The following is a 23,948-nucleotide window of genomic DNA, read 5'->3' as shown; positions in this document are numbered from 1 at the left end:
CTGACTGAGCCACAAAAAACGCCCCGCATCGAGCGGGGCGTTTTTCGTTCTGCCGTGCGTTGCCGGGGTTTGCCGGCTTGCCGGTGGCTTAGCGCTTCAGCTTGGCAAAGGCCGCGGCCATGGCGCCTTGCGTTTCGGGCTCGCGGCGTGCGTTGCCGCCGGCGCCACGGTTGCCACCGTTGCTGCGCTGGCCCCGATCGGCCGGGCGGTCGCCGCCGCCCGCTCGGGCGGCTTGCTGGCCAGGTTCGTCGTCCAGGCGCATGGTCAGGCCGATACGGTTTCGCTTGACGTCCACTTCCATGACCTTGACCTTGACGATCTGACCGGCCTTGACCACTTCGTGCGCGTCCTTGACGAACTTGGTGGACAGCGCCGAGATATGGACCAGTCCGTCCTGATGCACGCCGATGTCGACGAACGCACCAAAGGCTGCCACGTTCGTGACCACGCCTTCCAGGATCATGCCCGGCTGCAGGTCCTTCACGTCTTCCACGCCTTCCTGGAAGGTGGCGGTCTTGAACTCGGGGCGCGGGTCGCGGCCCGGCTTTTCCAGTTCGGTCAGGATGTCGCGCACGGTCGGCAGGCCGAACTTGTCGTCGGCAAACTGCTGCGGCGACAGGCCGCGCAGGCTCTCGCGGTTGCCCATCACGTCGGGCAGGCCCTTCTTGATATGGTCCAGGATCTTCTGCACCACCGGGTAGGCTTCCGGGTGCACCGACGAACGGTCCAGCGGGTTGTCGCCATTGTTGATGCGCAGGAAGCCGGCGGCCTGCTCGAACGTCTTGTCGCCCAGGCGCGGCACCTTTTTCAACGATTCGCGATTGCTGAACGCACCGTTGGCGTCTCGGAATTCGACGATATTGCGCGCCAGCACCGAGTTCAGGCCCGACACGCGCGCCAGCAGCGGGGCGGATGCGGTGTTCACGTCCACGCCCACCGCGTTCACGCAGTCTTCCACCACGGCGTCCAGCGCACGGGCCAGCTCGCGCTGGTTCACGTCGTGCTGGTACTGGCCCACGCCGATCGACTTGGGATCGATCTTGACGAGTTCGGCCAGCGGGTCCTGCAGGCGGCGGGCAATCGACACCGCGCCGCGCAGCGATACGTCCAGGTCCGGGAATTCCTTGGCGGCCAGTTCCGATGCCGAGTACACCGACGCGCCGGCTTCGCTGACCACGATCTTGGTCAGCTTCAGTTCCGGGGCGCCCTTTATCAGGTCCTGCACGAGCTTGTCGGTCTCGCGGCTGGCCGTGCCGTTGCCGATCGAGCAGAGCGCCACATTGTGCTGCCTGGCCAGCCGGGCCAGCGTGGCCAGCGAACCGTTCCAGTCACGGCGCGGCTCGTGCGGGTAGATCGTGGCGGTCTCAAGCAGCTTGCCGGTGCTGTCCACCACGGCGATCTTGCAGCCCGTGCGGATGCCCGGGTCGATACCCATCACGGACTTCGGGCCCGCCGGCGCGGCCAGCAGCAGTTCGTGCAGGTTGCGGCCGAACACCTTGATGGCCTCGGCCTCGGCGGCCTCGCGCAGCTGGGTCAGCAGCTCGGTTTCCAGGTGCGGCTGCACCTTGACGCGCCAGCACCAGCGGCACACGTCGGCCAGCCATTTGTCGGCCGGACGGTTGCGGTTCTCGATGCCGACATGGCGCGCAATCATGCCTTCGCACGGGTGCGGCACCATGGCGTCCTGTTCCTCGCCCAGGCCAAGCTTGACCAGCAGCACGCCTGCGTTGCGGCCGCGGAACAGCGCCAGTGCACGGTGCGACGGCACGGTACGGAGGGTCTCGCTGTACTGATAGTAGTCGCGGAATTTCTCTTCCTCGGCGCTTTCCTTGCCTTCCATGACCGTGGACGACACCACGCCGTTGTTCCACAGGTGGTCGCGCAGCTTGCCCAGCAGCTCGGCCGTTTCGCCAAACTGCTCGGACAGGATGTCGCGGGCGCCGTCCAGCGCGGCCTTGGTGTCAGGCACGCCGCCTTCGGCGGTGGGGTTGCCATTGACGTATTTGGCGGCCTCGGCTTGCGGGTCCAGTGTGGGGTCGGCCAGCAGCGCCTGCGCCAGCGGCTCCAGGCCGCATTCGCGGGCGATCTGGGCGCGCGTGCGGCGCTTTGGCTTGTAGGGCAGGTAGAGGTCTTCCAGCGTCTGCTTGGTCTCGGCGGCCTCGATGGCGGCGCGCAGCGCGTCGGTCAGCTTGCCCTGTTCCTCGATCGACGCCAGGATCGTGGCGCGGCGGTCTTCCATGTCGCGCAGGTACAGCAGGCGTTCTTCGAGATTACGCAGCTGCGTATCGTCGAGGTTGCCCGTCACTTCCTTGCGGTAGCGGGCGATAAACGGCACCGTGGCACCTTCGTCCAGGAGGTCCACGGCAGCCGCCACCTGGCGCGGTTGCACGGACAGTTCGGCCGCGATCAGCGACACAATCTTTTGCAGGACGGAAGCAGGCAGATTGGACATCGAGAAAACGAGTCAGTCGAAAGCGGGGCATTGTGCCACAAGCGCGGCGCGCTTCCGGTGACGGGAAGACACCTTTTACACTGTCTTTTCCGCGGCTGGCGCGGGTGGTGCCCGCACGGCACCCGGCGGCCGGTTCGCGGTGCGGTCCGAGGGGGCCCCGGATGCTAGAATCGCGGCATGATCGTCAAGCCCCTTCCGGCCGTCATGGCTCGCCCGGTTTCCATTTCCGCTTTCCCGATTGCCACGCTGGCGCTGGCCGCGCTGCTGCTGGCGGCGCCGCTGGGCACCGCGCACGCGCAGGCGTCGGCGCCCGCTGCCGCCCCTTCGTTTGCGCCACCGTCGGCGCCCACTGCGGCGCCCATCCCGCCGGACCCGGGCAAGCCGCGCGACTTCGAGGCCGAGCGCAAGGCCATCAATGATTCGCGCGCATGGACCAATTACCGCTTCGCGGTGGCCGAGCGCGCGTGCTACAGCAAGTTCCTGGTGACCCACTGCATCGAGAAGGCCAAGGACGTCCAGCGCGAGGAACTGCACGTGCTGCGCGCCCGGGATCTGGAAGTTGGCGATGCCGAGCGGGCCTACAAGGCGGCAACGCGCGATCGCGAGCAGGCCCTGCGCCGCGCCGAATACGAGGCCGGCCAGCCGGGCCGGGCGGCCAACGAGCAGGCCAGCCGGGAAGCCTTCGAACGCAAGCAGCAGGAACAGGCGCTGCGCGATGCACAGGCCACGGGGCAGGCGCCCCAGCGCGCGGCCAATGCCGAGGCGTACCAGAAGAAGCAGGACGATTACAACGCGCGCATGAAGGAAGCCCAGCAGAAGGGCGCCGAAAGCGCGCGCCAGCGTCAGGAAAACGTCAAGACTTACGAGCAGAAGCAGGCAGACGCCGTGCAGCGCCAGAAAGACCTGGACGAGCGGCGCGCACGTGCCGAGGAGAAGCAGAAGCAGGGCGGCCAGAATTCCGGGCCGAGCCCGTTCGGTTTCTGATTCGTTGGCAGGGTCGGGCGGGGCCGCTGGCCGCCGCCCTGGAGTACGAAGGCGCACCATGGATGAAAATCTCAACACGCTGGCGCGGCAGATCATCGAGTTGCAGATCGAACACCGCGACCTCGATTTCCTGATCGACCGGCTGTCCGCCGATCCCGCCCACGATGAACTGCAGCTGCGCCGCTTGAAAAAGCGCCGCCTCAAGCTCAAGGACGCGATCACCTTGCTGCAGCTGCACCTGGAACCCGATGTTCCGGCCTGACGCCCCCGCAGCGGCGCGCTGGCCGGACGATCCGGCCAACCCCAGCGCGGCACACGCACCACACATCTCCCGTGGCAGGCCCACCGGCCACGGGTATCGAAGAAAGCCCCACCTTGCCAGATCCCACTGACGACCTTCTGTCCGATGCCGCCGAGGCGCCCGATGCCCACGAACCCGCCGAATCGCCAGGCGACGCCGTGGCCGCGGCATCGGCCAGCCAGGCCGCCTCGCAAGCCGCCCAACTGTCGACGATGTTCGCCGACACGGGCACGCTGGCCACGGCCATCCCGGGCTACCGGCCGCGCGCGTCGCAGTTGAAGATGGCCCAGGCCGTGGCCAATGCCATCGGCCAGAACGACACGGTCATCGTCGAGGCCGGCACCGGCACCGGCAAGACCTTTGCCTACCTGGTGCCGGCCATGCTCTGGGGCGGCAAGGTCATCCTGTCCACCGGGACCAAGAACCTGCAGGACCAGCTGTTCCTGCGCGATATTCCGACGGTGCGCCATGCGCTGAACGTGCCGGTGTCGGTGTCGCTGCTCAAGGGGCGCGCCAATTACGTGTGCCACTACCATCTGGAGCGCGCGCAGGCCAACGGTCGGCTTGCGTCGAAGCAGGATGCCGCGTGGCTGCGCGATATCGGGAAATTCGCCAAGACCACGGCGACCGGCGACAAGGCCGAACTGGCGGCCGTGCCCGAGAACGCGCCCGTCTGGCAGATGGTGACGTCCACGCGCGACAACTGCCTGGGCAGCGAATGCCCGAACTACAAGGAATGCTTTGTAATGCGCGCCCGCAAGGAAGCGCAGCAGGCCGATGTGGTGGTGGTGAACCATCACCTGTTCTTTGCGGACGTGGTGCTGCGCGATACCGGCATGGCCGAACTGCTGCCCGCCGCCAACACCGTGATCTTCGACGAAGCCCACCAGCTGCCGGAAACGGCGACGCTGTTCTTCGGCGAAACGCTGTCCACCAGCCAGCTGCTCGAACTGGCACGCGACACCGTGGCCGAAGGGCTGTCACACGCCCGCGACGCCGTGGACTGGGTCGCGCTGGGTGCGCCGCTGGAGCGTGCCGCGCGCGACTTGCGGCTGGCGTTCGGCCGCGACAACGTGCGCATGGCGATGGGGCAGATCGATGCCGATCCGCGCACCGCCGAGCCGTTCTACGAAACGCTGGACGCGCTGGAAGAGGCGCTGTCGGGGTTTGTCGAGGCGCTGGAATCGCAGGCCGAGCGCGCCGAAACGCTGGAACAATGCCACCGCCGGGCCGTGGAGCTGGCCAACAAGCTGGAAGTCTGGCGGGACGATCGCGCTGCCGCGCCGCCGGCCCCAGCCCCCGCGTCGTCCGGCGAGACGGCGGCAGAGGCCGCCGGGGGCGACGCCGAGACCCCGCCGCCGCCCGCGCCTGCCCAGTTCGGCCCCGATACCGTGCGCTGGGTCGAAGTGTTCTCGCACACCGTCCAGCTGCACCGCACCCCGTTGTCGATCGCGCCGATCTTCACGCGCCAGCGTGAGGGCCATCCCCGCGCCTGGATCTTTACCTCGGCGACGCTGTCGGTGAAGGGCAATTTCGCCCACTACGCGGCGCAGCTCGGGCTGAACAAGGATCAATCGCTGACGCTGCCCAGCCCGTTCGACTACGCGAAGCAGGGCCTGCTCTACGTGCCGCGCGACATGCCACCGCCGAATTCGCCCCAGTTCACCGAAGCCGTGGTCGAAAGGGCGCTGCCGCTGATCGAGGCGGCTGGCGGCCGGACGTTCCTGCTCTGTACCACGCTGCGCGCGGTGCAGAAGGCGTCGGACATGCTCTACGACCTGTTCGCCGCGCGCGGCATCAACCTGCCGCTGCTGGTACAGGGGCAGGCCAGCCGCACCGAACTGCTGGAACGCTTCCGTCAACTCGGTAACGCGGTGCTGGTGGGCAGCCAGAGCTTCTGGGAAGGTGTGGATGTGCGCGGTGAGGCGCTTTCTCTGGTGATCATCGACAAGCTGCCGTTCGCGCCGCCCGACGACCCGGTGCTGGCCGCCCGCATGGAGGTGCTGCAGAAAAAGGGCCTGAGCCCGTTTGCCGTACACCAGCTGCCGCACGCGGTGATTACGCTGAAGCAGGGCGCGGGGCGCCTGATCCGTTCGGAATCGGATCGCGGCGTGCTGGCCATCTGCGACACCCGACTCGTAGAAAAGCCATACGGCCGACAGATCTGGCAGAGCTTGCCGCCGTTCACGCGTACGCGCGAGGCCGAAACGGTGGTGCGGTTCCTGGAAAGCCTGCGCCAGCCGGCCGGCGAGCCAGGCACGGACGCCACGCCTGGCGGCGAGGCGGATGGTGAAGGGGAGCGCGGCCAGGTATAGGCGCTATAGACGTGGCGGCCGTGGCGGCAAAAGCGCCAGCAAACACTCAACGCCATCGCCAGAAAACGAAAAAGCCCGACCTTGCGTCGGGCTTTTCTTATGCTCCGGCCAGGCCGGGCGTCGTCAGAACACTTCCCACCAGGACTTGTCCTTGCGGCGTTGTCCGTACTTGATGAAATCGCTGTTCGGGTAGTTGCGTTCCATCACGCGTGCCGCGTCGTCGCGCAGGTCTTTCATGCCCAGCGCATCGTACGACCGCACCATGATGTACAGCGCCTCTTCGTTGGCCGGCGCGCCATCGTAGTCCTTGAGCGCCTGCTGCGCGCGGTTCACGGCCGCCAGGTAGGCGCCGCGGCGGTAGTAGTAGCGCGCGGCGTGGACTTCGTGCTGGGCCAGCGCGTTGACGATGTACTGCATGCGCAGCGTGGCGTCCGGCGTGTACTTGCTGTCCGGATAGCGCGTGATCAGGGTCTGGAACGCGTCATAGGCGGCGCGGGCTGCCTTGGGGTCGCGTTCGCTGAGATCCTGGCCCGAGAAGCGGCCAAGCCAGCCGAGGTTGTCGTTGAAGTTGATCAGGCCCTTGAGGTAGTAGGCGTAATCGATGTTCGGGTGGCTCGGGTGCAGCTGGATGAAGCGGTCCACGGCAGCCAGCGCGGCAGCGGTCTCGCCATCCTTGTAGTTGGCGTAGGCGGTATCGATCTGGGCCTGCTGTGCATAGCGGCCAAACGGATAGCGGCCCTCGAGCTTTTCGTACAGCTTCACGGCGCGCGTGTAGTCGCCGCCATCGAGGGCATCCTTGGCTTCCGAATATAATTTGTTGGCCGACCAGCCGGCGGTTTCGTCAGGCTGGTCTCCCAGCAGGCCGCATGCCGATAGCATGACGCATCCGCCTGCGAGCAAAACCGCTCCAATTTTCGCGCGCCAGTTCGCGCGTTTGATGCTCTGCAATTGCATGGGCAACCTGTTCCGGATGAAAAAAAATAGCGCCAAGCATTATAGCCGAAGCCCCAAGACCGAAACCGGTCTGAAACGCCACACCGCAAAAGCCGACGTGACCCACGAGGAATCCGAAGACTTCGACGACCATTTTGACGAGGGCGACGAAGGGGGGACGACGGACGAATTCAATGACGAGGTGCCTGCCACGGCGCCTGCCGCGCCTGACCTGATGCCACTGTACCTGGAAGTCGATAGCGCGGCGCACGGCGAGCGGCTCGACAAGCTGCTCGCGCGGCATTTCAACGAATTTTCGCGCAGCCGCATCCAGCAGTGGATCGAGGATGGCGCGGTCCGCGTGGACGGCGAGCCCAGCCGCGCCAAGGCATCCGTCCAGATGGGCCAGCAGATCGAGATCCAGCCCCAGGCCGCGCCGGAATCGATGGCGTTTACGGCGGAGGACGTGCCGCTGGACGTGCTGTACGAGGACGATGCGCTGCTGGTCATCAACAAGCCGGCCGGGCTGGTGGTGCATCCCGCCGCAGGCAACTGGAGCGGCACGGTCCTCAATGGCCTGCTGCATCGCGATCCGCACGCGGCGCGCCTGCCGCGCGCGGGCATCGTGCATCGGCTGGACAAGGAAACGTCGGGCCTGATGGTGGTGGCACGCACGCTGACCGCGCAGACCGACCTGGTACGGCAGCTGCAGGCCCGCACGGTCAAGCGCACGTATATCGCCCTGGTCTGGGGCGAGACGCCCGACGAGGGCACGATCGATGCGCCGATCGGGCGCGATCCGCGCGAGCGCACGCGGATGGCCATCGTGCATACCAACAGCGGCAAGCCGTCGCGCACCCATTTCGAAACGCTTGGCACGGTGCCGCTGGGCCGCTCGAAGGTGTCGATGGTGATGTGCCAGCTGGAAACCGGGCGCACGCACCAGATCCGCGTGCATTTCGAGTCCATTGGCCATCCGCTTGTGGGGGATCCGGTCTATCACAAGGCGACGCAGCGCGGCCAGCGCCCGGCCGTGCGCGTTCCGCTGCCGGTGCCGTTCACCCGCCAGGCGCTGCACGCATACCGGCTGGGGCTGATGCATCCGGTGACGGGCCGCAAGAAATCATGGGAGGCCGAGCCGCCCGAAGACCTGCAGGCGCTGATCGATGCGCTCGACTTCGAGCGGTATGCCGAGGATGACGACGAGGACGAGGGCGAGCCCGAGTGGTACGAAGGAGAGGCCGATGACGATGACGACTGACCGGGCGACGGTTGACCCGATGGCCGGTGACGCGGCCTGGATCGTCCCGGACTGGCCGGCGCCGGCCCGGGTGCGCGCGCTCTCCACCACGCGAAAGGGGGGTGTCAGCGCGGGTCCGTACGGCCTGGCAGACGGTAGCGCGGGGGGGCTTAACCTGGGGACGCACGTCGGTGACGATCCGGCTGCCGTGGCCGCCAACCGCGCCCGGCTGGCCAGCCACTTGCCGGCCATGCCTCGCTGGCTGGAGCAGGTGCATGGATGCGGCGTGGCGACAGCCGATGACGCGGGCCAAGGCGACGACGTGCCGCGCGCCGATGCCAGCGTGAGCGCCACGCCCGGACACGTCTGCGCGATCATGACGGCCGATTGCCTGCCCGTGTTGCTGTGCAATACGGAAGGCACGGTGGTGGGCGCCGCTCACGCCGGCTGGCGCGGGCTGTGCGATGGCGTGATCGAGGCCACCTTGGCACGCATGGCAGCACGAGCGGGCGCCCAGGCGCAGTGGCTGGCCTGGCTCGGGCCGGCGATCGGCCCCGATGCCTTCGAGGTGGGGCCCGAGGTACGCGAAGCGTTCCTGCAGCAGGCCTTGCCCGGCGAGCGCGCGGCAGTGGCGGCGGCATTCATCGCGGGCGAACCCGGCAAATTCCTGGCCGATCTGTATGCACTCGCACGCATTCGCCTGGCGCGCGCTGGCTGCACGCAGGTGTTCGGCGGCAATGCCTGCACGGTCCGCGACGCGGACCGCTTCTATTCCTACCGCCGCGACCGCACCACGGGCCGCATGGCCACGCTGGTCTGGCTGGCCGACTAGGACCCGGCAGCGCCATCGTCCGGAAGCCGCGCGGCCTGTGCCGAGGCGGCTTGCGCGGCGTCACGGGCCTCCTGCGCACGGCGCCTGCGACGCCGGCCCGGCGTCCCCATGATGTACATCACGATCGACACCGGTGCCAGTCCGTACAGCAGGAACGTGGCCACACCGGCGACGACGCTGGTCTCGGTGATGGCCATCATCAGGGCGACGTAAAGCCAGCCAATTGCCACGATATACATCAGGCTTTCATCTTTCTCGAATAGGGGTTGGACCGGCCCGGCAACCCGCGCCAGCGTTACCGTCCGGTAGGTCGGGCTTCACTTATTCGCCCCCCGCATCGCAATGCGGATTTCCGCATTGACAGTCTCTCCATTGCAAGGCAACAATGCCTCGAAATGTATCGGAACCGAGGAACGATTCCAGGGTTTCGCCGGCAAGCATAGCGTAAGAGCCAAGCCGCCCTGGGCAGCTTGCGGACGCATCCCGGGATACGGGGCGGGTCGGGAGACAGTTACCCCGAGCCCGTCATCCACTACGACAGGCAGAGAGACGATCACATCATGGCGACCGGCAAAGGTGCGGCAGCTTCCGGAAAGGAAGACAAGTCCCAACCGTTTCAATTTGCGCCGGGGCCATTCGATCCAGCTGCATGGCTGGAATGGTCCCGTCAGTGGGCCCCTGAAACCAACGGCGAGATGCCGGCCGGTTTCCCGGCGGGTCTGGCCGGTGCATTCCCCGGTGGCTTTCCCGCGGGCGATGCCTTCGCCAAGGCGTTCCAACAGGCGTTTCCGACTGGCGGTGCGAACGGCGGTCCTGTGAAAATTTCGCCGGACCAGCTGGCCGGCATCCAGCAACGCTACCTGAAGGACTTTGCCGAGCTCTGGCGCGAAATGGGCGAGGGCGCCATGGTCGCCAACGGCCATCCCGGCGGCAACGGCAATGCCGGTGCCAGCGAACGCTTGTCCGATCGCCGCTTCGCCAGTCCTGCCTGGCGCAACAACGCGCCATACCGGTATACCGCTGCGTTCTACCTGCTGACGGCGCGCGCCATGACCGAACTGGCCGATGCCGTGGAAGCCGACCCGAAGGTGCGCCAGCGCATCCGCTTCGCGGTGTCGCAATGGGTCGACGCCATGTCGCCGGCCAACTTCCTGGCCACCAATCCCGATGCCCAGCAGCGCCTGATCGAGTCGGGCGGCGAATCGCTGCGCAACGGCGTGCGCAACATGCTGGAAGACCTGCAACGCGGCAAGATCTCGCAGACCGATGAGAAGGCCTTCGAAGTGGGCCGCAACGTGGCGGTGACCGAAGGCGCCGTGGTCTACGAGAACGAATACTTCCAGCTGCTGCAGTACAAGCCGCTGACCGACAAGGTCTACGCCCGGCCGCTGCTGCTGGTGCCACCGTGCATCAACAAGTACTACATCCTCGACCTGCAGCCCGAAAGCTCGCTGGTGCGGCATGCCGTGGAAAATGGCCACACGGTCTTCCTGGTGTCGTGGCGCAACCCCGATGCCTCGATGGCCGAGCGCACGTGGGACGACTACATCGAGCACGCGGCCATCCGCGCGATCGAGGTGACGCGCGATATCAGCGGGCAGGACCAGATCAACGTGCTGGGCTTCTGCGTGGGCGGCACCATCGTCTCGACCGCGCTGTCCGTGCTGGCCGCCCGTGGCGAACGGCCGGCAGCCAGCCTGACGCTGCTGACCACACTGCTCGATTTCTCCGATACCGGCATCCTCGACGTATTCGTCGACGAAGCCCACGTGCAATTGCGCGAAGCCACGCTGGGTGGCGCCTCGGGTGCGCCTTGCGGCCTGCTGCGCGGCGTGGAGCTGGCCAACACGTTCTCGTTCCTGCGACCTAACGACCTGGTGTGGAACTACGTGGTGGACAACTACCTGAAGGGCAATACGCCGGTGCCGTTCGACCTGCTGTTCTGGAACGGCGACGCCACCAATCTGCCAGGCCCCTGGTATTGCTGGTACCTGCGCCACACCTACCTGCAGGATGAACTCAAGGTGCCTGGCAAGCTGACCGTCTGCAACGCCCCGGTGGACCTGGGCAAGATCGACGTGCCGACTTATATCTACGGGTCACGGGAAGATCATATCGTGCCGTGGATGGCTGCCTATGCATCGACCGCGCTGCTGAAGAACAAGCTCCGCTTCGTGCTGGGCGCCTCTGGCCATATCGCCGGCGTGATCAATCCCCCGGCGAAGAAGAAGCGCAGCCACTGGACCAACGATGCGCTGCCCGAATCGGCCCAGGAATGGCTGGCCGGCGCCCAGGAGCACCCGGGCAGCTGGTGGCCCGACTGGATGGCCTGGCTGGGCAAGCAGGCAGGCCCGAAGCGCGCCGCACCCGACGCGCTGGGCAACGAACATTACCCGCCGGTGGAGCCGGCGCCCGGCCGCTACGTCCGACAGCGCGCCTGATTTCACGCGGGCTGGCCATGACGGCCGGCCCGGTTTCGAACCGATCCGCGATTCGCTTTCTCGAAAGGACCTGAAATGACCGACATCGTCATTGTTTCCGCAGCCCGTACCGCAGTAGGCAAGTTCGGTGGCTCCCTGGCGAAGATCCCGGCGCCTGAACTGGGCGCCATCGTGATCAAGGCCGCGCTCGAGCGCGCCGGCGTGAAGCCGGACCAGGTGAGCGAAGTGATCATGGGCCAGGTGCTGACGGCCGCTTCGGGCCAGAACCCGGCGCGCCAGGCATCGCGCAAGGCCGGCCTGCCGGACATGGTGCCGGCCATGACCATCAACAAGGTGTGCGGCTCCGGCCTGAAGGCGGTGATGCTGGCCGCCAACGCCATCATCGCCGGCGAAGCCGAAATCGTGGTGGCTGGCGGCATGGAGAACATGAGCGCCGCACCGCACGTGCTGCCGGGCTCGCGCGACGGCTTCCGCATGGGCGATACCAAGCTGGTGGACTCGATGATTGTCGACGGCCTGTGGGACGTCTACAACCAGTACCACATGGGCATCACGGCCGAAAACGTGGCCAAGGAATACGGCATCACGCGCGAAGCCCAGGACGAGTTCGCCGTGGGATCGCAGAACAAGGCCGAAGCCGCCCAGAAGGCCGGCAAGTTCGACGAGGAAATCGTGCCGGTGCTGATTCCGCAGCGCAAGGGCGACCCGGTGGCCTTCAAGACCGACGAGTTCGTGCGCCAGGGCGCCACGCTGGACAGCATGGCCGGCCTGAAGCCCGCCTTCGACAAGGCCGGCACGGTGACCGCCGCCAATGCATCGGGCCTGAACGACGGCGCCGCCGCCGTGGTGGTGATGTCGGCGGCCAAGGCCAAGGAACTGGGCCTGACGCCGCTGGCCACGATCAAGGCCTACGCCAACGCCGGCGTGGATCCGGCCGTGATGGGCATGGGTCCGGTGCCGGCCAGCAAACGCTGCCTGTCGCGCGCGGGCTGGGGCGTCAAGGACCTGGATCTCATGGAAATCAATGAAGCCTTCGCCGCCCAGGCCCTGGCCGTGCACAAGGAAATGGGCTGGGACCAGTCGAAGATCAACGTGAACGGTGGCGCCATCGCCATCGGCCATCCGATCGGTGCATCGGGCTGCCGCATTCTGGTGACCCTGCTGCACGAAATGAAGCGTCGTGACGCGAAGAAGGGCCTGGCCTCGCTGTGCATCGGCGGCGGCATGGGCGTGGCGCTGGCAGTCGAGCGCTGATTGCAGGAGGGCATGCCGGCGGCGCGTGCCGAGGAACGTCTACCCGCCGGCATCGATACAGACCTGAGCATCGATAACAACGATCGAGCGAGCCAACTAGGAGTGGATATGACTCAGCGCATTGCATATGTGACCGGCGGCATGGGTGGCATCGGAACCGCGATTTGCCAGCGTCTGGCCAAGGACGGATTCAAGGTGGTGGCGGGCTGCGGCCCGAACTCGCCGCGCCGCGAGAAATGGCTCGAACAACAGCGCGCGCTCGGCTACGAGTTCGTGGCGTCCGAAGGCAACGTGGCCGACTGGGACTCGACCAAGACGGCCTTCGACAAGGTCAAGGCAGAAGTGGGCGAAGTGGATGTGCTGGTCAACAACGCCGGCATCACGCGCGACGTGGTCTTCCGGAAGATGACGCGGGCCGACTGGGACGCCGTGATCGACACCAACCTGACGTCGCTGTTCAACGTGACCAAGCAGGTGATCGACGGCATGGCCGACCGTGGCTGGGGCCGGATCATCAATATTTCGTCGGTGAACGGCCAGAAAGGCCAGTTCGGCCAGACGAACTACTCGACGGCGAAGGCAGGCCTGCACGGCTTCACGATGGCGCTGGCGCAGGAAATGGCCACCAAGGGCGTGACGGTGAACACGGTGTCGCCGGGCTATATCGCCACCGACATGGTCAAGTCCATCCGTCAGGACGTGCTGGACAAGATCGTCGGCACGATCCCGGTCAAGCGCCTGGGCGAGCCGGCTGAGATTGCTTCGATCTGTGCCTGGCTGGCATCGGAAGAGTCCGGTTTTTCGACCGGTGCCGACTTCTCGCTGAACGGCGGCCTGCACATGGGCTGACGCCAGCGGCCTGCGTTGGAGCGTCGCGTTGATGCGGCGCATCCAGCGCACTGCACAAGCGGATATTCCGGGCCAACCGATCGGCTCCGGGAACAGGCCGCCCGCATGCCATCCGGCGCGCGGGCGGCCTTTTTTTCAGGCCTTTTGGGTATACGGCGGGGGTTTGCTGCGGGTTTTCCTTAAACACTGCCGACTTTCCATAGTGCTTTCTTGAGCATAGAATCAGGGCAATGGCGCAACCGGCACCAAAGAAGAGCGTTTCTCACGGGTCTGGTCCGGTTGTATCTTGCGCGCCTGCGGCGTCGATCCCGCCCGGGACGACGCGTCCATTGCGCACTGCACCGCATGCGGTGCAGCAGCGTGCGACCAGGCGCAGCAGCGGATGCCAACCGCCGGCATCAGCGACGACAAAAGGATAGAGCACCGATGGCCACGACCAAGAAAGGCGCAGAGCGACTGATCAAGAAATATCCCAATCGCCGGCTCTACGATACGCAGACCAGCACCTACATCACGCTCGCGGACGTCAAGCAGCTGGTCATGGATACCGAGGAATTCAAGGTCGTCGACGCAAAGACGGGCGAGGAACTCACGCGCAGTATCCTGCTGCAGATCATCCTGGAAGAAGAAACGGGCGGCGTGCCGATGTTTTCGAGCGCCATGCTGTCGCAGATCATTCGTTTCTACGGCCATGCCATGCAGGGCATGATGGGCACCTACCTGGAAAAGAACATCCAGGCCTTCATCGACATCCAGAACAAGCTTGCCGAGAACTCGAAGGGCCTGTATTCGGGCGAGGCGTTCAGCCCGGACATGTGGTCGCAGTTCATGAACCTGCAAGGCCCGATGATGCAGGGGATGATGAGCAACTATATCGAGCAGAGCAAGAACCTGTTCGTACAGATGCAGGAACAGATGCAGAACCAGGCCAAGAGCATGTTCGGCACGTTCCCGTTCAACCAGTCTGACAAGAAGTAAGCGGCCTTCCGCCCGCGCCGATCAGGCCCTGCATGTGCAGGGCCTTTTTCGTTGTGCGGCGGCGACGAGATGTTGCGAATGTCTGGCGAATTGCCACATTGGTGTTGCACTCCCCGGAGGGCGATGTCCACGGCAGGTCTTCTGTGGTGCAATCGGTCGAACCCTGAGCAACGGGTACCCGCTGATCCCAATTTCTTTCGCTGCACGATGGCATCCCGCGCGCCAACGCACACGGGGCGCGCCGCCATCGGGCCCGAACTGGAGGCACGTCCATGTCCAGCCAAGCCGCTACCTGGGGCCTTGAGCCCGATCCTGTCGAAGCGCCGCAATTCACGAATGTCCTGGAGTTTGCACTCGGTCTGTACGGCCAGATGGCCCACATTCAGCACGAGGTTGGCGCGCTGTCGGCGGCCCAGCCGCGGATCGAGGAGCGAATCGATGCGACGCAGGCCCTGGTCGGCGCCACCGAAACCCGTCTCGGCGGACAGATCGTTGAAGCCGAGGCGCGCCTGACGGACCGGATTCGCGAATCGGAAGCCCGCATGACCCAGGCTCTGGCGGCGTCGGAGAAAAGGGGCGAGTCGCTGATCGCCAGGGTGCTGCAGGAAATCGACGCCCGTTCCGAAGCACGCTTCAGCCGGATGGACGCCAGGTTTGACGCCATCGACGCGAAATTCGAAATCGTAGACGCCAAGTTCGATGCCATCGACGCCAGATTCGACCAGATGGACGCGCGGTTCGACCAGATGGATGCCCGGATGGACAAGATGGACGGCCGGATGGACAAGATGGACGAACGGTTCGACAGGATGGATGCCCGGTTCGACAGGATGGACGACAGGTTCGACAAATCTGATGCACGGGTGGACAAGCTGGAAGTCAACCTTGGAGATCGCATCCAGGCCGGTAACGAGAAGATCTCCGCCCTGAAAGACCGTCTCAACAAGGTCTTCTGGGTGGCCTCAGGCGGCGGCATCGTGCTGGGCCTGGCAGTGGGCTGGAAGCCGATCATCGAACGCGTCGGAGGTCTGGCGGGCCTGTCGTAGCGTGCTTTCCGCCCATTTGGTCCCCCCGTGCGCCAATCCCGCCCGCTCGGGGTAAAATCTCGGCCTTTCATGGCAATGACGGCGCCCGGCAGGCTCGCCGGGTGCCACTAGACCAGCGCGGCGCACCACCGGGGACGGTAGGGCGCGCCCAGATCCCCACATTCGCGGTGCCCCATGTCGTCTGATACCAATCTGTCCAACCCTGCGCCGAAAGTCGGCTTTGTTTCACTTGGCTGCCCCAAGGCCCTGGTCGACTCCGAGCAGATCATTACGCAACTGCGCGCCGAAGGCTATGCCATCAGCGGCACCTACGACGGTGCCGATCTGGTGGTGGTCAACACCTGCGGATTCATCGACGAGGCCGTGCAGGAAAGCCTGGACGCCATTGGCGAGGCGCTGACCGAAAACGGCAAGGTCATCGTGACCGGCTGCCTGGGCGCCAAGAAGGACGCGGCGGGACACGATATCGTGTCGTCGGTGCACCCGAAGGTGCTGGCGGTCACGGGGCCGCATGCGCTGGGCGAAGTGATGCAGGCCGTGCATACGCATCTGCCGAAGCCGCACGATCCGTTTACAGATCTGGTGCCGGCCGCGGGCATCAAGCTGACCCCCAAGCACTATGCCTATCTGAAGATTTCGGAAGGCTGCAACCATCGGTGCTCGTTCTGCATCATCCCGTCGATGCGGGGCGACCTGGTTTCGCGCCCGGTGGCCGAAGTGATGCTGGAAGCCGAAAACCTGTTCAAGGCCGGCGTCAAGGAGCTGCTGGTGATCTCGCAGGACACCAGCGCCTACGGCGTGGACGTCAAGTACCGCACGGGCTTCTGGGCGGGCCGGCCATTGAAGACGCGCATGACCGAACTGGTGGCGGCCCTGGGCGAACTGGCCAGCCAGTATGGCGCCTGGGTGCGGCTGCACTATGTCTATCCGTATCCGCATGTGGACGAAATCATTCCGCTGATGAACCTGGGCAATGTGCTGCCGTACCTCGATGTGCCGCTTCAGCACGCGCATCCGGATGTGCTCAAGCGCATGAAGCGTCCGGCCAACGCCGAAAAGACCCTGGACCGCATCCGTGCATGGCGCGAAATCTGCCCCGAGCTGACGATCCGCAGCACGTTTATCGCCGGTTTTCCGGGCGAAACGGAGGCCGAATTCCAGACGCTGCTCGACTTCATTGCCGAAGCCGAGCTGGACCGCGTGGGTTGCTTCGCCTATTCGCCGGTCGAAGGTGCAACCGCCAACGACCTGCCGGGCGCGCTGCCCGACGAGGTGCGGGAAGAGCGCCGTGCGCGGTTCATGGAAGTTGCCGAGGCCGTGTCGGCACGCAGGCTCCAGCGCAAGGTGGGACAGACGCTGCGGGTACTCGTCGACGAAGTGAACCAGGACGGCGGCATTGGCCGGTCGTCCGCCGATGCGCCGGAAATCGACGGTCTGGTCTATATCGACCCGGCCGCCAAGCCGTCGCAGCGTTTCAAGACCGGAGACTTTGTGAACGTCAAGATCACCGGTGCCGATGGTCATGATCTCTGGGGTGAAATCGCCTGACCCGGTATTGGCTTTTGGGGACCGGACTGGCAGACCAAAGTGTGCCTGTCCAGACAATTAGGTAAAAGTACGGTCGTTCGCTTTTGCGTGGCGGCGACTATACTGTGCACCGCAACATAACGCATGGAGACAAGACATGACGCGTGAAGTGGTGGTTGTCAGCGGTGTGCGCACCGCAATTGGTACCTTTGGCGGCAGCCTGAAGGACCTGGCCCCGACCGAACTGGGTGCGCTGGTGGTGCGCGAGGCGCTGGCCCGCGCCAATGTGTCAGGCGACGACGTGGGTCACGTCGTATTCGGCAATGTGATCCAGACTGAACCGAAAGACATGTACCTGGGACGCGTGGCGGCCGTGAACGGTGGTGTTTCCATCAACGCGCCCGCGCTGACCGTGAACCGCCTGTGCGGTTCGGGCCTGCAGGCGATTGTCAGCGCCGCCCAGACGATCCTGCTGGGCGACGCCGATGTGGCCATTGGCGGCGGTGCCGAAAGCATGAGCCGCGCCCCGTATCTGGCGCCGATGGCCCGCTGGGGCGCGCGCATGGGCGACGCCAAGCTCGTCGATATGATGCTGGGCGCGCTGCACGACCCGTTCCACACGATTCACATGGGTGTGACGGCCGAGAATGTCGCCAAGGAATACGACATTTCCCGCCAGCAGCAGGACGAAGCCGCGCTGGAATCGCACCGCCGGGCGTCGGCCGCCATCAAGGCTGGCCACTTCAAGGACCAGATCGTTCCGGTTACGTTGAAGTCGCGCAAGGGCGATGTCGTTTTCGATACCGACGAGCATGTGCGCCACGAAGCCACCATGGAAGACATGACGAAGCTGAAGCCGGTTTTCGTCAAGGAGAACGGCACGGTGACGGCTGGCAATGCCTCGGGTCTCAATGACGCCGCCGCGGCAGTGGTGCTGATGGAGCGGGCGGAAGCGGAGCGCCGCGGGCTGAAGCCGCTGGCGCGTCTGGTCTCCTACGGCCATGCCGGCGTCGATCCCAAGACGATGGGGATCGGCCCCGTGCCGGCTACCAAAATTGCGCTCGAACGTGCCGGCCTGTCGGTCAAGGATCTGGACGTGATCGAGGCCAATGAAGCGTTCGCCGCGCAGGCCTGCGCCGTGACCAAGGCGTTGGGGCTGGATCCGGCCAAGGTCAATCCGAACGGGTCGGGCATTTCGCTGGGCCATCCGATTGGTGCCACGGGCGCCCTGATTACCGTGAAGGCAGTGCATGAACTGCAACGCGTGCAGGGTCGCTACGCGCTGGTGACCATGTGCATCGGCGGCGGACAGGGCATTGCCGCGATCTTCGAGCGCATTTAACGTCACTTTGCGTGCGATTGCCGAGGAAGCCGTCTTGTCCCGTACCGTTCTGTCCGGTCTGCTGCATTCGATAATCGTTGCCGCGACGCTGTCGCTGCCGGCAACGGCCATGGCTGCCGCTGACGAGTTGTCGACGGGAACCGGGCAGGGCGGCGGCTTCGGCATCAACGACGCCATCCGCGCTGGGGAAGCCGCCCGCGGGGCGTCGTTGTCAACCGGAACGGTTCGCATGCTGTCGCCCCGCCAGGAGTACGCGCACTATCCGACTTACGTCGGCACGGTGGGCGACAAGCCAGTGCGCATGCGGATCGCGCCGAAGACCGACACACGAGACAGCCTGCAGGGCGAGTACCAGATTGGCGATGGGAAGGGCGTGCGATTGCTGTCCGGAGAATGGGACAACGGCGCATTCCTGATGGAGGAGTCGGACGACGGCACGCGTGTGTCCGGCAACTGGGAGGGTCAGATCGACCGGAACGGCGCGGTGCGTGGCACATGGACCGATGCCTACAATCCGGCGATCGTCTTGCCTTTTTTTATTCGCCCGTTTTGCGGATATCTGGTGATTCCGCCGTTTGACACGAATCCGGGCAGTGGCGTCACCTATGCGCCGCCGGCCCCCAAGTCAACGATCTCGACCGGCAAGTCCCGCTAACGGGTCGGCGCCACATCACGTGGCGAGCGCGGCATTTGCTGGTAAGCTCGGACGCCTGATCCGAAATTCCAGGGAATACGCCGTGTCTGCATCTGACTCTTCCCGCAACGCCCCCCGCTATATCCAGACCACCGCGGTCCAGCCTGAACTGGATATCGCGCCAGGTTTCGATTCCTTTTCCACGCCAACGTACCGCGGCTCGACGATCGTCTTCCGCAATCTTGCCGAACTGCGCGCCTATGGCGATCGCAGCAAGACGTACTGGCGCTACGGCCTGCATGCCACGCCCACCAGCGAGGCACTGTGCCAGCAACTGGCGCAGATTGAAGGTGGCCGGCACACATTGCTGCTGCCCTCGGGCATGGGCGCCATCTCGCTGGTGTATTTTGCCTTGCTGCGGACCGGCGACGATGTGCTCGTGCCCGACAACGTCTATGGCCCGAACCGCGACCACGGCGAGTGGCTGGCCCGCGAATTCGGCGTGACGGTGCGCTACTACCATCCGTCGATTGGCGCCGGCATCGCTTCGCTGATCCAGCCCAATACGCGGCTGATCTGGATGGAAGCACCGGGCTCCGTGACGATGGAGGTGCCCGACACCGACGCCATTGCCTCGGTCGCGCGGGCGCGTGGCGTGCTGACCGCCATCGACAATACGTGGTCGGCCGGCGTCTATTTCAAGCCCTTCGAAAAGGGCATCGATATCTCGGTGCAGGCGCTGACGAAATACCAGTCCGGGGGCAGTGATGTCCTGATGGGTGCCGTCATCACGCAGGACGACAAGGTGCATGACCGCCTCAAGCGTACCCGCATGATCATGGGCTGGGGCGTGTCGGCGGACGATTGCTTCCTGGTCCTGCGCGGGCTGGCCAGCATGCCGGTACGCCTGGCGGCGCACGACCGTGCGGCACGTGAAGTTGCCGAATGGCTCAAGCAGCGTCCGGAGGTAACCCGCGTATTGCATCCGGCCTTGCCCGATTGCCCTGGCCATGCGGAATGGTTGCGAGATTTTTCCGGGGCCAGCGGACTGTTTTCGATCATCCTGCATGACCGCTTTTCGCGCGAGCAGGTGGATGCGTTCGTCGAGGCCCTGAAGCTCTATGCGATCGGTTGGTCCTGGGGCGGCGCGCATAGCCTGGCGGTGCCGTACCACATCGACACGATGCGGCCGGCGGGCACCTGGCCGCCGGAAGGCTGGACGAACGCCGGGGAGCTTGTACGCCTGTACATTGGCCTGGAAGACACGCGCGACCTGATTGGCGATCTGAAGCAGGCGATGGAAAGCTGCCTGCGCTAGCCGCCGGCGCCCCGTAGCAGTAAAAATGCCCCGCCGAAGCGGGGCTTTCTGTTTGCTGGCCAGTCAATCAGGAGGCGTCGGCCTTGCGCATCGTGGCTTGCGGCGCCGGCTGGGCCGCAGTGCCGCGTGTTGCCCACACCGATTCGGCGGGGCCGTTCTGCGCGCGGCGCCAGGTCACACGGGCCAGTGCGAGGTATCCGGCGGCCATGGCAATGGCGCCAATATCGAAGCCGGCGATGACCCAGCGGCCATGGAGCGCGGCGGCAAACAGGTGATCCCCGGTCAGGATCCAGCTCGACAGCGGCACGGCGAGGGTTGCCAGCGCGGCCACGCACAGTAGTTCCACGGCGGCGCGAATGGGCGGCCTGGCCAGCGCCCACGCCGCAGCCAGCGCGAACACGGGCCAGAATACATAGCTCACGGTGCGGTCCGGCCACAGCAGGGCAGCGGGGAAGCACAGCGCCACCCCGATGCAGGTGCCGATGCAGACGCCAACGGTGGCCTGGGCCAGCAGCTTGTGGACACGAGGCTGTTCGGTCTGCCGGGACTTGCGGCGTGTCTCGATCCACAGCAGGTTGCCGGAATAGAACAGAAACGCGCCGGCCAGCCCGGCGACGAGATAAACCAGCCGCACGGCCAGGTCGCCATATGTGCCGTAGTGGAGCGCAAACATGGCGCTGTAGATCATGTGGTTCGTGTCGCGGGCGCCAGCCGTCTGGTTGGCAATCAACTGGCCCGCATTCGGCTCATTGGCCGCCGCGTGGATGCCTACCGCGCCGCCGTTGCCGAGCGCGCGCGTGCTGTCGCCTCGTACTTCGGCCACGGCGTTGGCATCGCCATAACGCTGGAAGCGGATAGCATTGGGCGTGAATCGCTCGCCGCCGTGTTCGCGGGCAATGGCCAGCAGCTGGGCCGAACTCATCGTCGGGGATGCGCGGCCCGAGGCCGTGACTTCGGGGGCCGCACCCGTGACGCGCGGCACTGCTTCGAACAGCTTGCCGTCGAACGTCAGCGTGTTGAAGACCATGACCATGATCAGCGACAGGCAGAAAAACGCGCCGGTGATGGCAAAGATCAGGTGGAAGGGCAGGCTGAACAGGCCCAGCACATTGTGCGTGTCCATCCAGAATCGCTTCAGATTACGCCCCGGCCGCACCGCGAACAGGTCTTTCTTCAGGCGGGGCAGGTGCAGGATCACGCCCGAAACGAGCGCCAGACCGTACAGCACGGAGACGATCCCCATGAAGTACATGCCATTGATGCCCAGCCCGAGCGAATAGTGCAGCGCGTTCAAGAACGCCGACAGCTCGCCCGTCACGTGGTCGAGCGACGTGTTGTGCTGCGCCGTCTTGTCGCCGTTCAGGCGCTCGCCGTTCATCGTGTGCCATTCACCGGCCTTGTCCTGCCAGTACGCATTGAAGTCCGGTTCTTCCTTGCTGGGCAGGCCGACGTAGACGCTGTTGGCCGCGTCCGGATGCACCGCCACCAGCTTCTGCACGAAGGCGTCGATGGCAGGCCCGTCCACCTGGACTTCGGTGCCGTGATGGCCCTCCAGGCGCGCCGGGTTCTGCCAGACGTGCAATTCGTGGTGGAAGACGGTGATCGCGCCCGCGAAGAAGGCGATGAACAGCGCCCAGCCGGCCATCAGGCCGACCCAGGTGTGGAGCGTATTGAAAACGCGCAGGGTATTGGGTTTCATGCGAATGCCTCGATGGCCCGGATCAGTGCCCAGACAGGGCAGACAGTGTCGATGCCGGCGGCATCGCGTGCATCAGGCGGACCGCCCACAGGATGCCGTAGCACACCAGGTTGCCGCCAAGCAGCCACAGCCAGGCGGCGCGGCTGGTCTGGAACAGCAGGCTCAGGCTGATGATGGTCACCCACAGCACGAAGCTCAGCGTGATGGCCAGCACGATGCCGCTTTCCCAGCCGCCCGGCAGCCACAGCACGCCAAGTGTGCACAGCGCGACGGCCAACGGCAGGCCCAGCAGGGTTCCGGCGAGCCACTTGGTTCCCATCATGGCGCACTCCCTTCGCCGGGCATGTCGTCGTAGCGTTTGTGGTGAATCCAGGTGCCGATGAAGGGCCATGCGGACAGGGCGCAGGTCAGCGTGACCAGCGTCGCGGCAATCGCCACGGGCCAGCCTTCGGGAATGCTCATGACCCAGGCGCCGCCGATGACAAGCGCGACGCCCAGCCAGCGCAGCAGCCGGGGCGGTAGCGGCGCGCGGCCGTTGTTGTCGGCGTCCACGCACAGCACCTGATTGGGCGCGGACAAATAGAGGCACGCGGCGGCGGCCAAGGATAGGAAAACGGCTAACGCTTGCATGCGTCGGGCGACCGAGGGGACGGTGTTACGGGAAAGGAATAATAATAATGATTCGCATTTGATTTCACAAGGCAATCACGGCGTTTGCGGACCCCTCGGTACAGCTGTGGCCGAAAAGCGAATAACGCAAATGTAATGTGACAGTCGCACGAAAATGTGCGCAAGACGCCCCCGGGATTCCGAGGGCAGCATCAGGCACCACGAACGGGTGCCTGGAGGCGAATCGCTTAGTGCGGGAACAGGTTCAGCAAGCCGTCCAGGCCGACATGATTGAACGCGACGCTGGCTTGCGCCCGCACCACGGGTTTGGCCCGGAAGGCCACCGACAGGCCCGCTACGGCCATCATCTTGAGGTCGTTGGACCCGTCGCCCATGACGATGGCCTGCGACGGATCGGCGCCGATCTGCTCGCAGACTTCCCGCACCGTGCGTGCCTTGACGTCGGCATTGACGATTTCGCCCACCACATTGCCGGTCAGCTTGCCGTCGACGATTTCCAGGGTATTGGCGCGCGTGAAATCTAGCTTCAGGCGCGGCTTGAGCTGGTCGGTGAAGTGCACGAATCCGCCCGACACCAGCAGTGTCTTCATGCCGAGCGCCTGGATCGTCTGCAGCATGCGCTCGGCGCCCGGCGACAGCCGCAGGCGTTCGGCGTACACGCGGTCGAGCACGCTGGCGTCCAGGCCCTTCAGCAGGGCCACGCGGCGGCGCAGGCTTTCGTTGAAATCGGTGATTTCGCCGCGCATGGCGGCCTCGGTGATGGCCGATACCTCGGCCTTGAGTCCGCAGAAGTCGGCGATCTCGTCGATGCACTCGATCGTGATCAGCGTGGAGTCCATGTCCATCGCCACCAGCCGGAAATCCGACAGCTTGCGGCCCGCCGGCACCACGGCCCAGTCGATGGCACGTTCGCCGCACACGTCGTCCAGGGCATCGCGCAGCGCCGGGGTCAGCGGATTGCAGTGGTCGGCGGCGGCCACGTTGTCGGCGCGCAGCGCGAGATCGGAGGCATTGGCCACCGTGCGCACGGCGTCGAGGTCAGCGGCGGACAGCGGGGACAGGCTTTGGAGAATCAGGGGCATGACGGCAGGAAATCCGGGCGATGCGGGAGGGCGACAGGAAGAAGGGCCGTATTGTACTGCGCTCCCGCTCCCCGATCGCGCCTTGGGCGGT

General features: G+C 65.5%; 21 protein-coding genes. 14 read left to right on the top strand and 7 right to left on the bottom strand.

From position 1 onward, the window contains the following. Window positions 1-88: 88 nt before the first annotated feature. Window positions 89-2,452, bottom strand: a complete 2,364-nt coding sequence (locus AC24R4_RS26080; RefSeq protein WP_400392953.1) for a Tex family protein — start codon at window positions 2,450-2,452, stop codon at window positions 89-91. A gap of 177 nt (window positions 2,453-2,629) precedes the next feature. On the opposite strand from AC24R4_RS26080, the gene AC24R4_RS26075 reads away from it, so the two are divergent. The 3 genes from AC24R4_RS26075 to yoaA all read left to right on the top strand — a co-directional run bounded on the left by AC24R4_RS26075 (window position 2,630) and on the right by yoaA (window position 6,052). Beyond that, on the top strand, window positions 2,630-3,436 hold the full coding sequence (locus AC24R4_RS26075; protein ID WP_153948113.1) for a hypothetical protein: 807 nt from the start codon (window positions 2,630-2,632) through the stop codon (window positions 3,434-3,436). A gap of 58 nt (window positions 3,437-3,494) precedes the next feature. Then, a complete protein-coding gene (locus AC24R4_RS26070) occupies window positions 3,495-3,698 on the top strand; it encodes a DUF465 domain-containing protein (protein WP_029050639.1) in 204 nt (67 codons plus the stop codon). A 251-nt stretch (window positions 3,699-3,949) separates the two neighbouring features. Then, window positions 3,950-6,052, top strand: a complete 2,103-nt coding sequence (gene yoaA, locus AC24R4_RS26065; protein ID WP_487523988.1) for a DNA repair helicase YoaA — start codon at window positions 3,950-3,952, stop codon at window positions 6,050-6,052. A 123-nt stretch (window positions 6,053-6,175) separates the two neighbouring features. Here the strand turns inward: yoaA and AC24R4_RS26060 are convergent, their stop codons facing one another. Beyond that, window positions 6,176-7,006: an outer membrane protein assembly factor BamD gene (locus tag AC24R4_RS26060; RefSeq protein ID WP_029050638.1), complete on the bottom strand. Its 831-nt coding sequence runs from the start codon at window positions 7,004-7,006 to the stop codon at window positions 6,176-6,178. A gap of 16 nt (window positions 7,007-7,022) precedes the next feature. On the opposite strand from AC24R4_RS26060, the gene AC24R4_RS26055 reads away from it, so the two are divergent. Next, window positions 7,023-8,246 (top strand): RluA family pseudouridine synthase, encoded by a 1,224-nt coding sequence (locus AC24R4_RS26055; protein ID WP_400396501.1) that lies wholly within the window; start codon window positions 7,023-7,025, stop codon window positions 8,244-8,246. Further along, the gene (gene pgeF, locus AC24R4_RS26050) at window positions 8,230-9,057 is read left to right on the top strand and encodes a peptidoglycan editing factor PgeF (protein WP_487523854.1); all 828 of its coding nucleotides are present in this window, start codon (window positions 8,230-8,232) and stop codon (window positions 9,055-9,057) included. Before AC24R4_RS26055 ends, pgeF begins: the two co-directional genes overlap by 17 nt. On the opposite strand, the gene AC24R4_RS26045 is transcribed toward pgeF, so the two are convergent. Continuing rightward, window positions 9,054-9,296 carry a hypothetical protein gene (locus tag AC24R4_RS26045; RefSeq protein WP_400394852.1) on the bottom strand — a complete coding sequence of 81 codons (243 nt, stop codon included), beginning with the start codon at window positions 9,294-9,296 and terminating at the stop codon, window positions 9,054-9,056. The genes pgeF and AC24R4_RS26045 overlap by 4 nt on opposite strands. A gap of 321 nt (window positions 9,297-9,617) precedes the next feature. Here AC24R4_RS26045 and phaC point away from each other — a divergent pair, with 321 nt between their 5' ends. The 9 genes from phaC (at window position 9,618) to AC24R4_RS26000 (ending at window position 20,446) form a co-directional block, all read left to right on the top strand. Next, window positions 9,618-11,498: a class I poly(R)-hydroxyalkanoic acid synthase gene (phaC, locus tag AC24R4_RS26040; RefSeq protein WP_400394854.1), complete on the top strand. Its 1,881-nt coding sequence runs from the start codon at window positions 9,618-9,620 to the stop codon at window positions 11,496-11,498. A gap of 75 nt (window positions 11,499-11,573) precedes the next feature. Continuing rightward, entirely contained in the window at window positions 11,574-12,752 is a 1,179-nt protein-coding gene (locus AC24R4_RS26035) for an acetyl-CoA C-acetyltransferase (RefSeq protein ID WP_153948118.1), read from the top strand. Window positions 12,753-12,860: 108 nt separating this feature from the next. Continuing rightward, window positions 12,861-13,601, top strand: a complete 741-nt coding sequence (locus AC24R4_RS26030) for a 3-ketoacyl-ACP reductase (protein WP_400394856.1) — start codon at window positions 12,861-12,863, stop codon at window positions 13,599-13,601. A 426-nt stretch (window positions 13,602-14,027) separates the two neighbouring features. After that, complete coding sequence (phaR, locus tag AC24R4_RS26025; protein ID WP_153948120.1) at window positions 14,028-14,579, top strand: polyhydroxyalkanoate synthesis repressor PhaR; 552 nt, start codon at window positions 14,028-14,030, stop codon at window positions 14,577-14,579. 272 nt (window positions 14,580-14,851) lie between these two features. Beyond that, window positions 14,852-15,625 (top strand): hypothetical protein, encoded by a 774-nt coding sequence (locus AC24R4_RS26020; protein WP_487523853.1) that lies wholly within the window; start codon window positions 14,852-14,854, stop codon window positions 15,623-15,625. A 174-nt stretch (window positions 15,626-15,799) separates the two neighbouring features. Further along, window positions 15,800-17,173, top strand: a complete 1,374-nt coding sequence (gene rimO / locus AC24R4_RS26015; protein ID WP_400396068.1) for a 30S ribosomal protein S12 methylthiotransferase RimO — start codon at window positions 15,800-15,802, stop codon at window positions 17,171-17,173. Between the two features lie 136 nt (window positions 17,174-17,309). Beyond that, window positions 17,310-18,494, top strand: a complete 1,185-nt coding sequence (gene bktB / locus AC24R4_RS26010; RefSeq protein ID WP_153948123.1) for a beta-ketothiolase BktB — start codon at window positions 17,310-17,312, stop codon at window positions 18,492-18,494. 109 nt (window positions 18,495-18,603) lie between these two features. Next, window positions 18,604-19,149, top strand: coding sequence for a hypothetical protein (locus AC24R4_RS26005; RefSeq protein WP_487523987.1), 546 nt, complete (start codon window positions 18,604-18,606; stop codon window positions 19,147-19,149). Window positions 19,150-19,231: 82 nt separating this feature from the next. Continuing rightward, the gene (locus AC24R4_RS26000; RefSeq protein ID WP_400393108.1) at window positions 19,232-20,446 is read left to right on the top strand and encodes a cystathionine beta-lyase; all 1,215 of its coding nucleotides are present in this window, start codon (window positions 19,232-19,234) and stop codon (window positions 20,444-20,446) included. Between the two features lie 67 nt (window positions 20,447-20,513). On the opposite strand, the gene AC24R4_RS25995 is transcribed toward AC24R4_RS26000, so the two are convergent. From AC24R4_RS25995 to serB, 4 genes are all read right to left on the bottom strand, one after another. Beyond that, window positions 20,514-22,145 (bottom strand): PepSY-associated TM helix domain-containing protein, encoded by a 1,632-nt coding sequence (locus tag AC24R4_RS25995; RefSeq protein WP_400393106.1) that lies wholly within the window; start codon window positions 22,143-22,145, stop codon window positions 20,514-20,516. A 22-nt stretch (window positions 22,146-22,167) separates the two neighbouring features. Continuing rightward, window positions 22,168-22,467: a hypothetical protein gene (locus tag AC24R4_RS25990; protein WP_400393104.1), complete on the bottom strand. Its 300-nt coding sequence runs from the start codon at window positions 22,465-22,467 to the stop codon at window positions 22,168-22,170. Then, window positions 22,464-22,724, bottom strand: coding sequence for a hypothetical protein (locus AC24R4_RS25985; protein ID WP_400393102.1), 261 nt, complete (start codon window positions 22,722-22,724; stop codon window positions 22,464-22,466). The genes AC24R4_RS25990 and AC24R4_RS25985 overlap by 4 nt, the downstream gene beginning before the upstream one ends. Window positions 22,725-23,002: 278 nt before the next feature. Beyond that, complete coding sequence (gene serB, locus AC24R4_RS25980) at window positions 23,003-23,857, bottom strand: phosphoserine phosphatase SerB (RefSeq protein WP_400393100.1); 855 nt, start codon at window positions 23,855-23,857, stop codon at window positions 23,003-23,005. Between the last annotated feature and the right edge of the window lie 91 nt (window positions 23,858-23,948).

Source organism: Cupriavidus sp. CER-90, assembly GCF_057652055.1.
The sequence above is the reverse complement of the archived record's forward strand: the minus strand, read 5'-3'. Positions and strand labels throughout refer to the sequence as shown.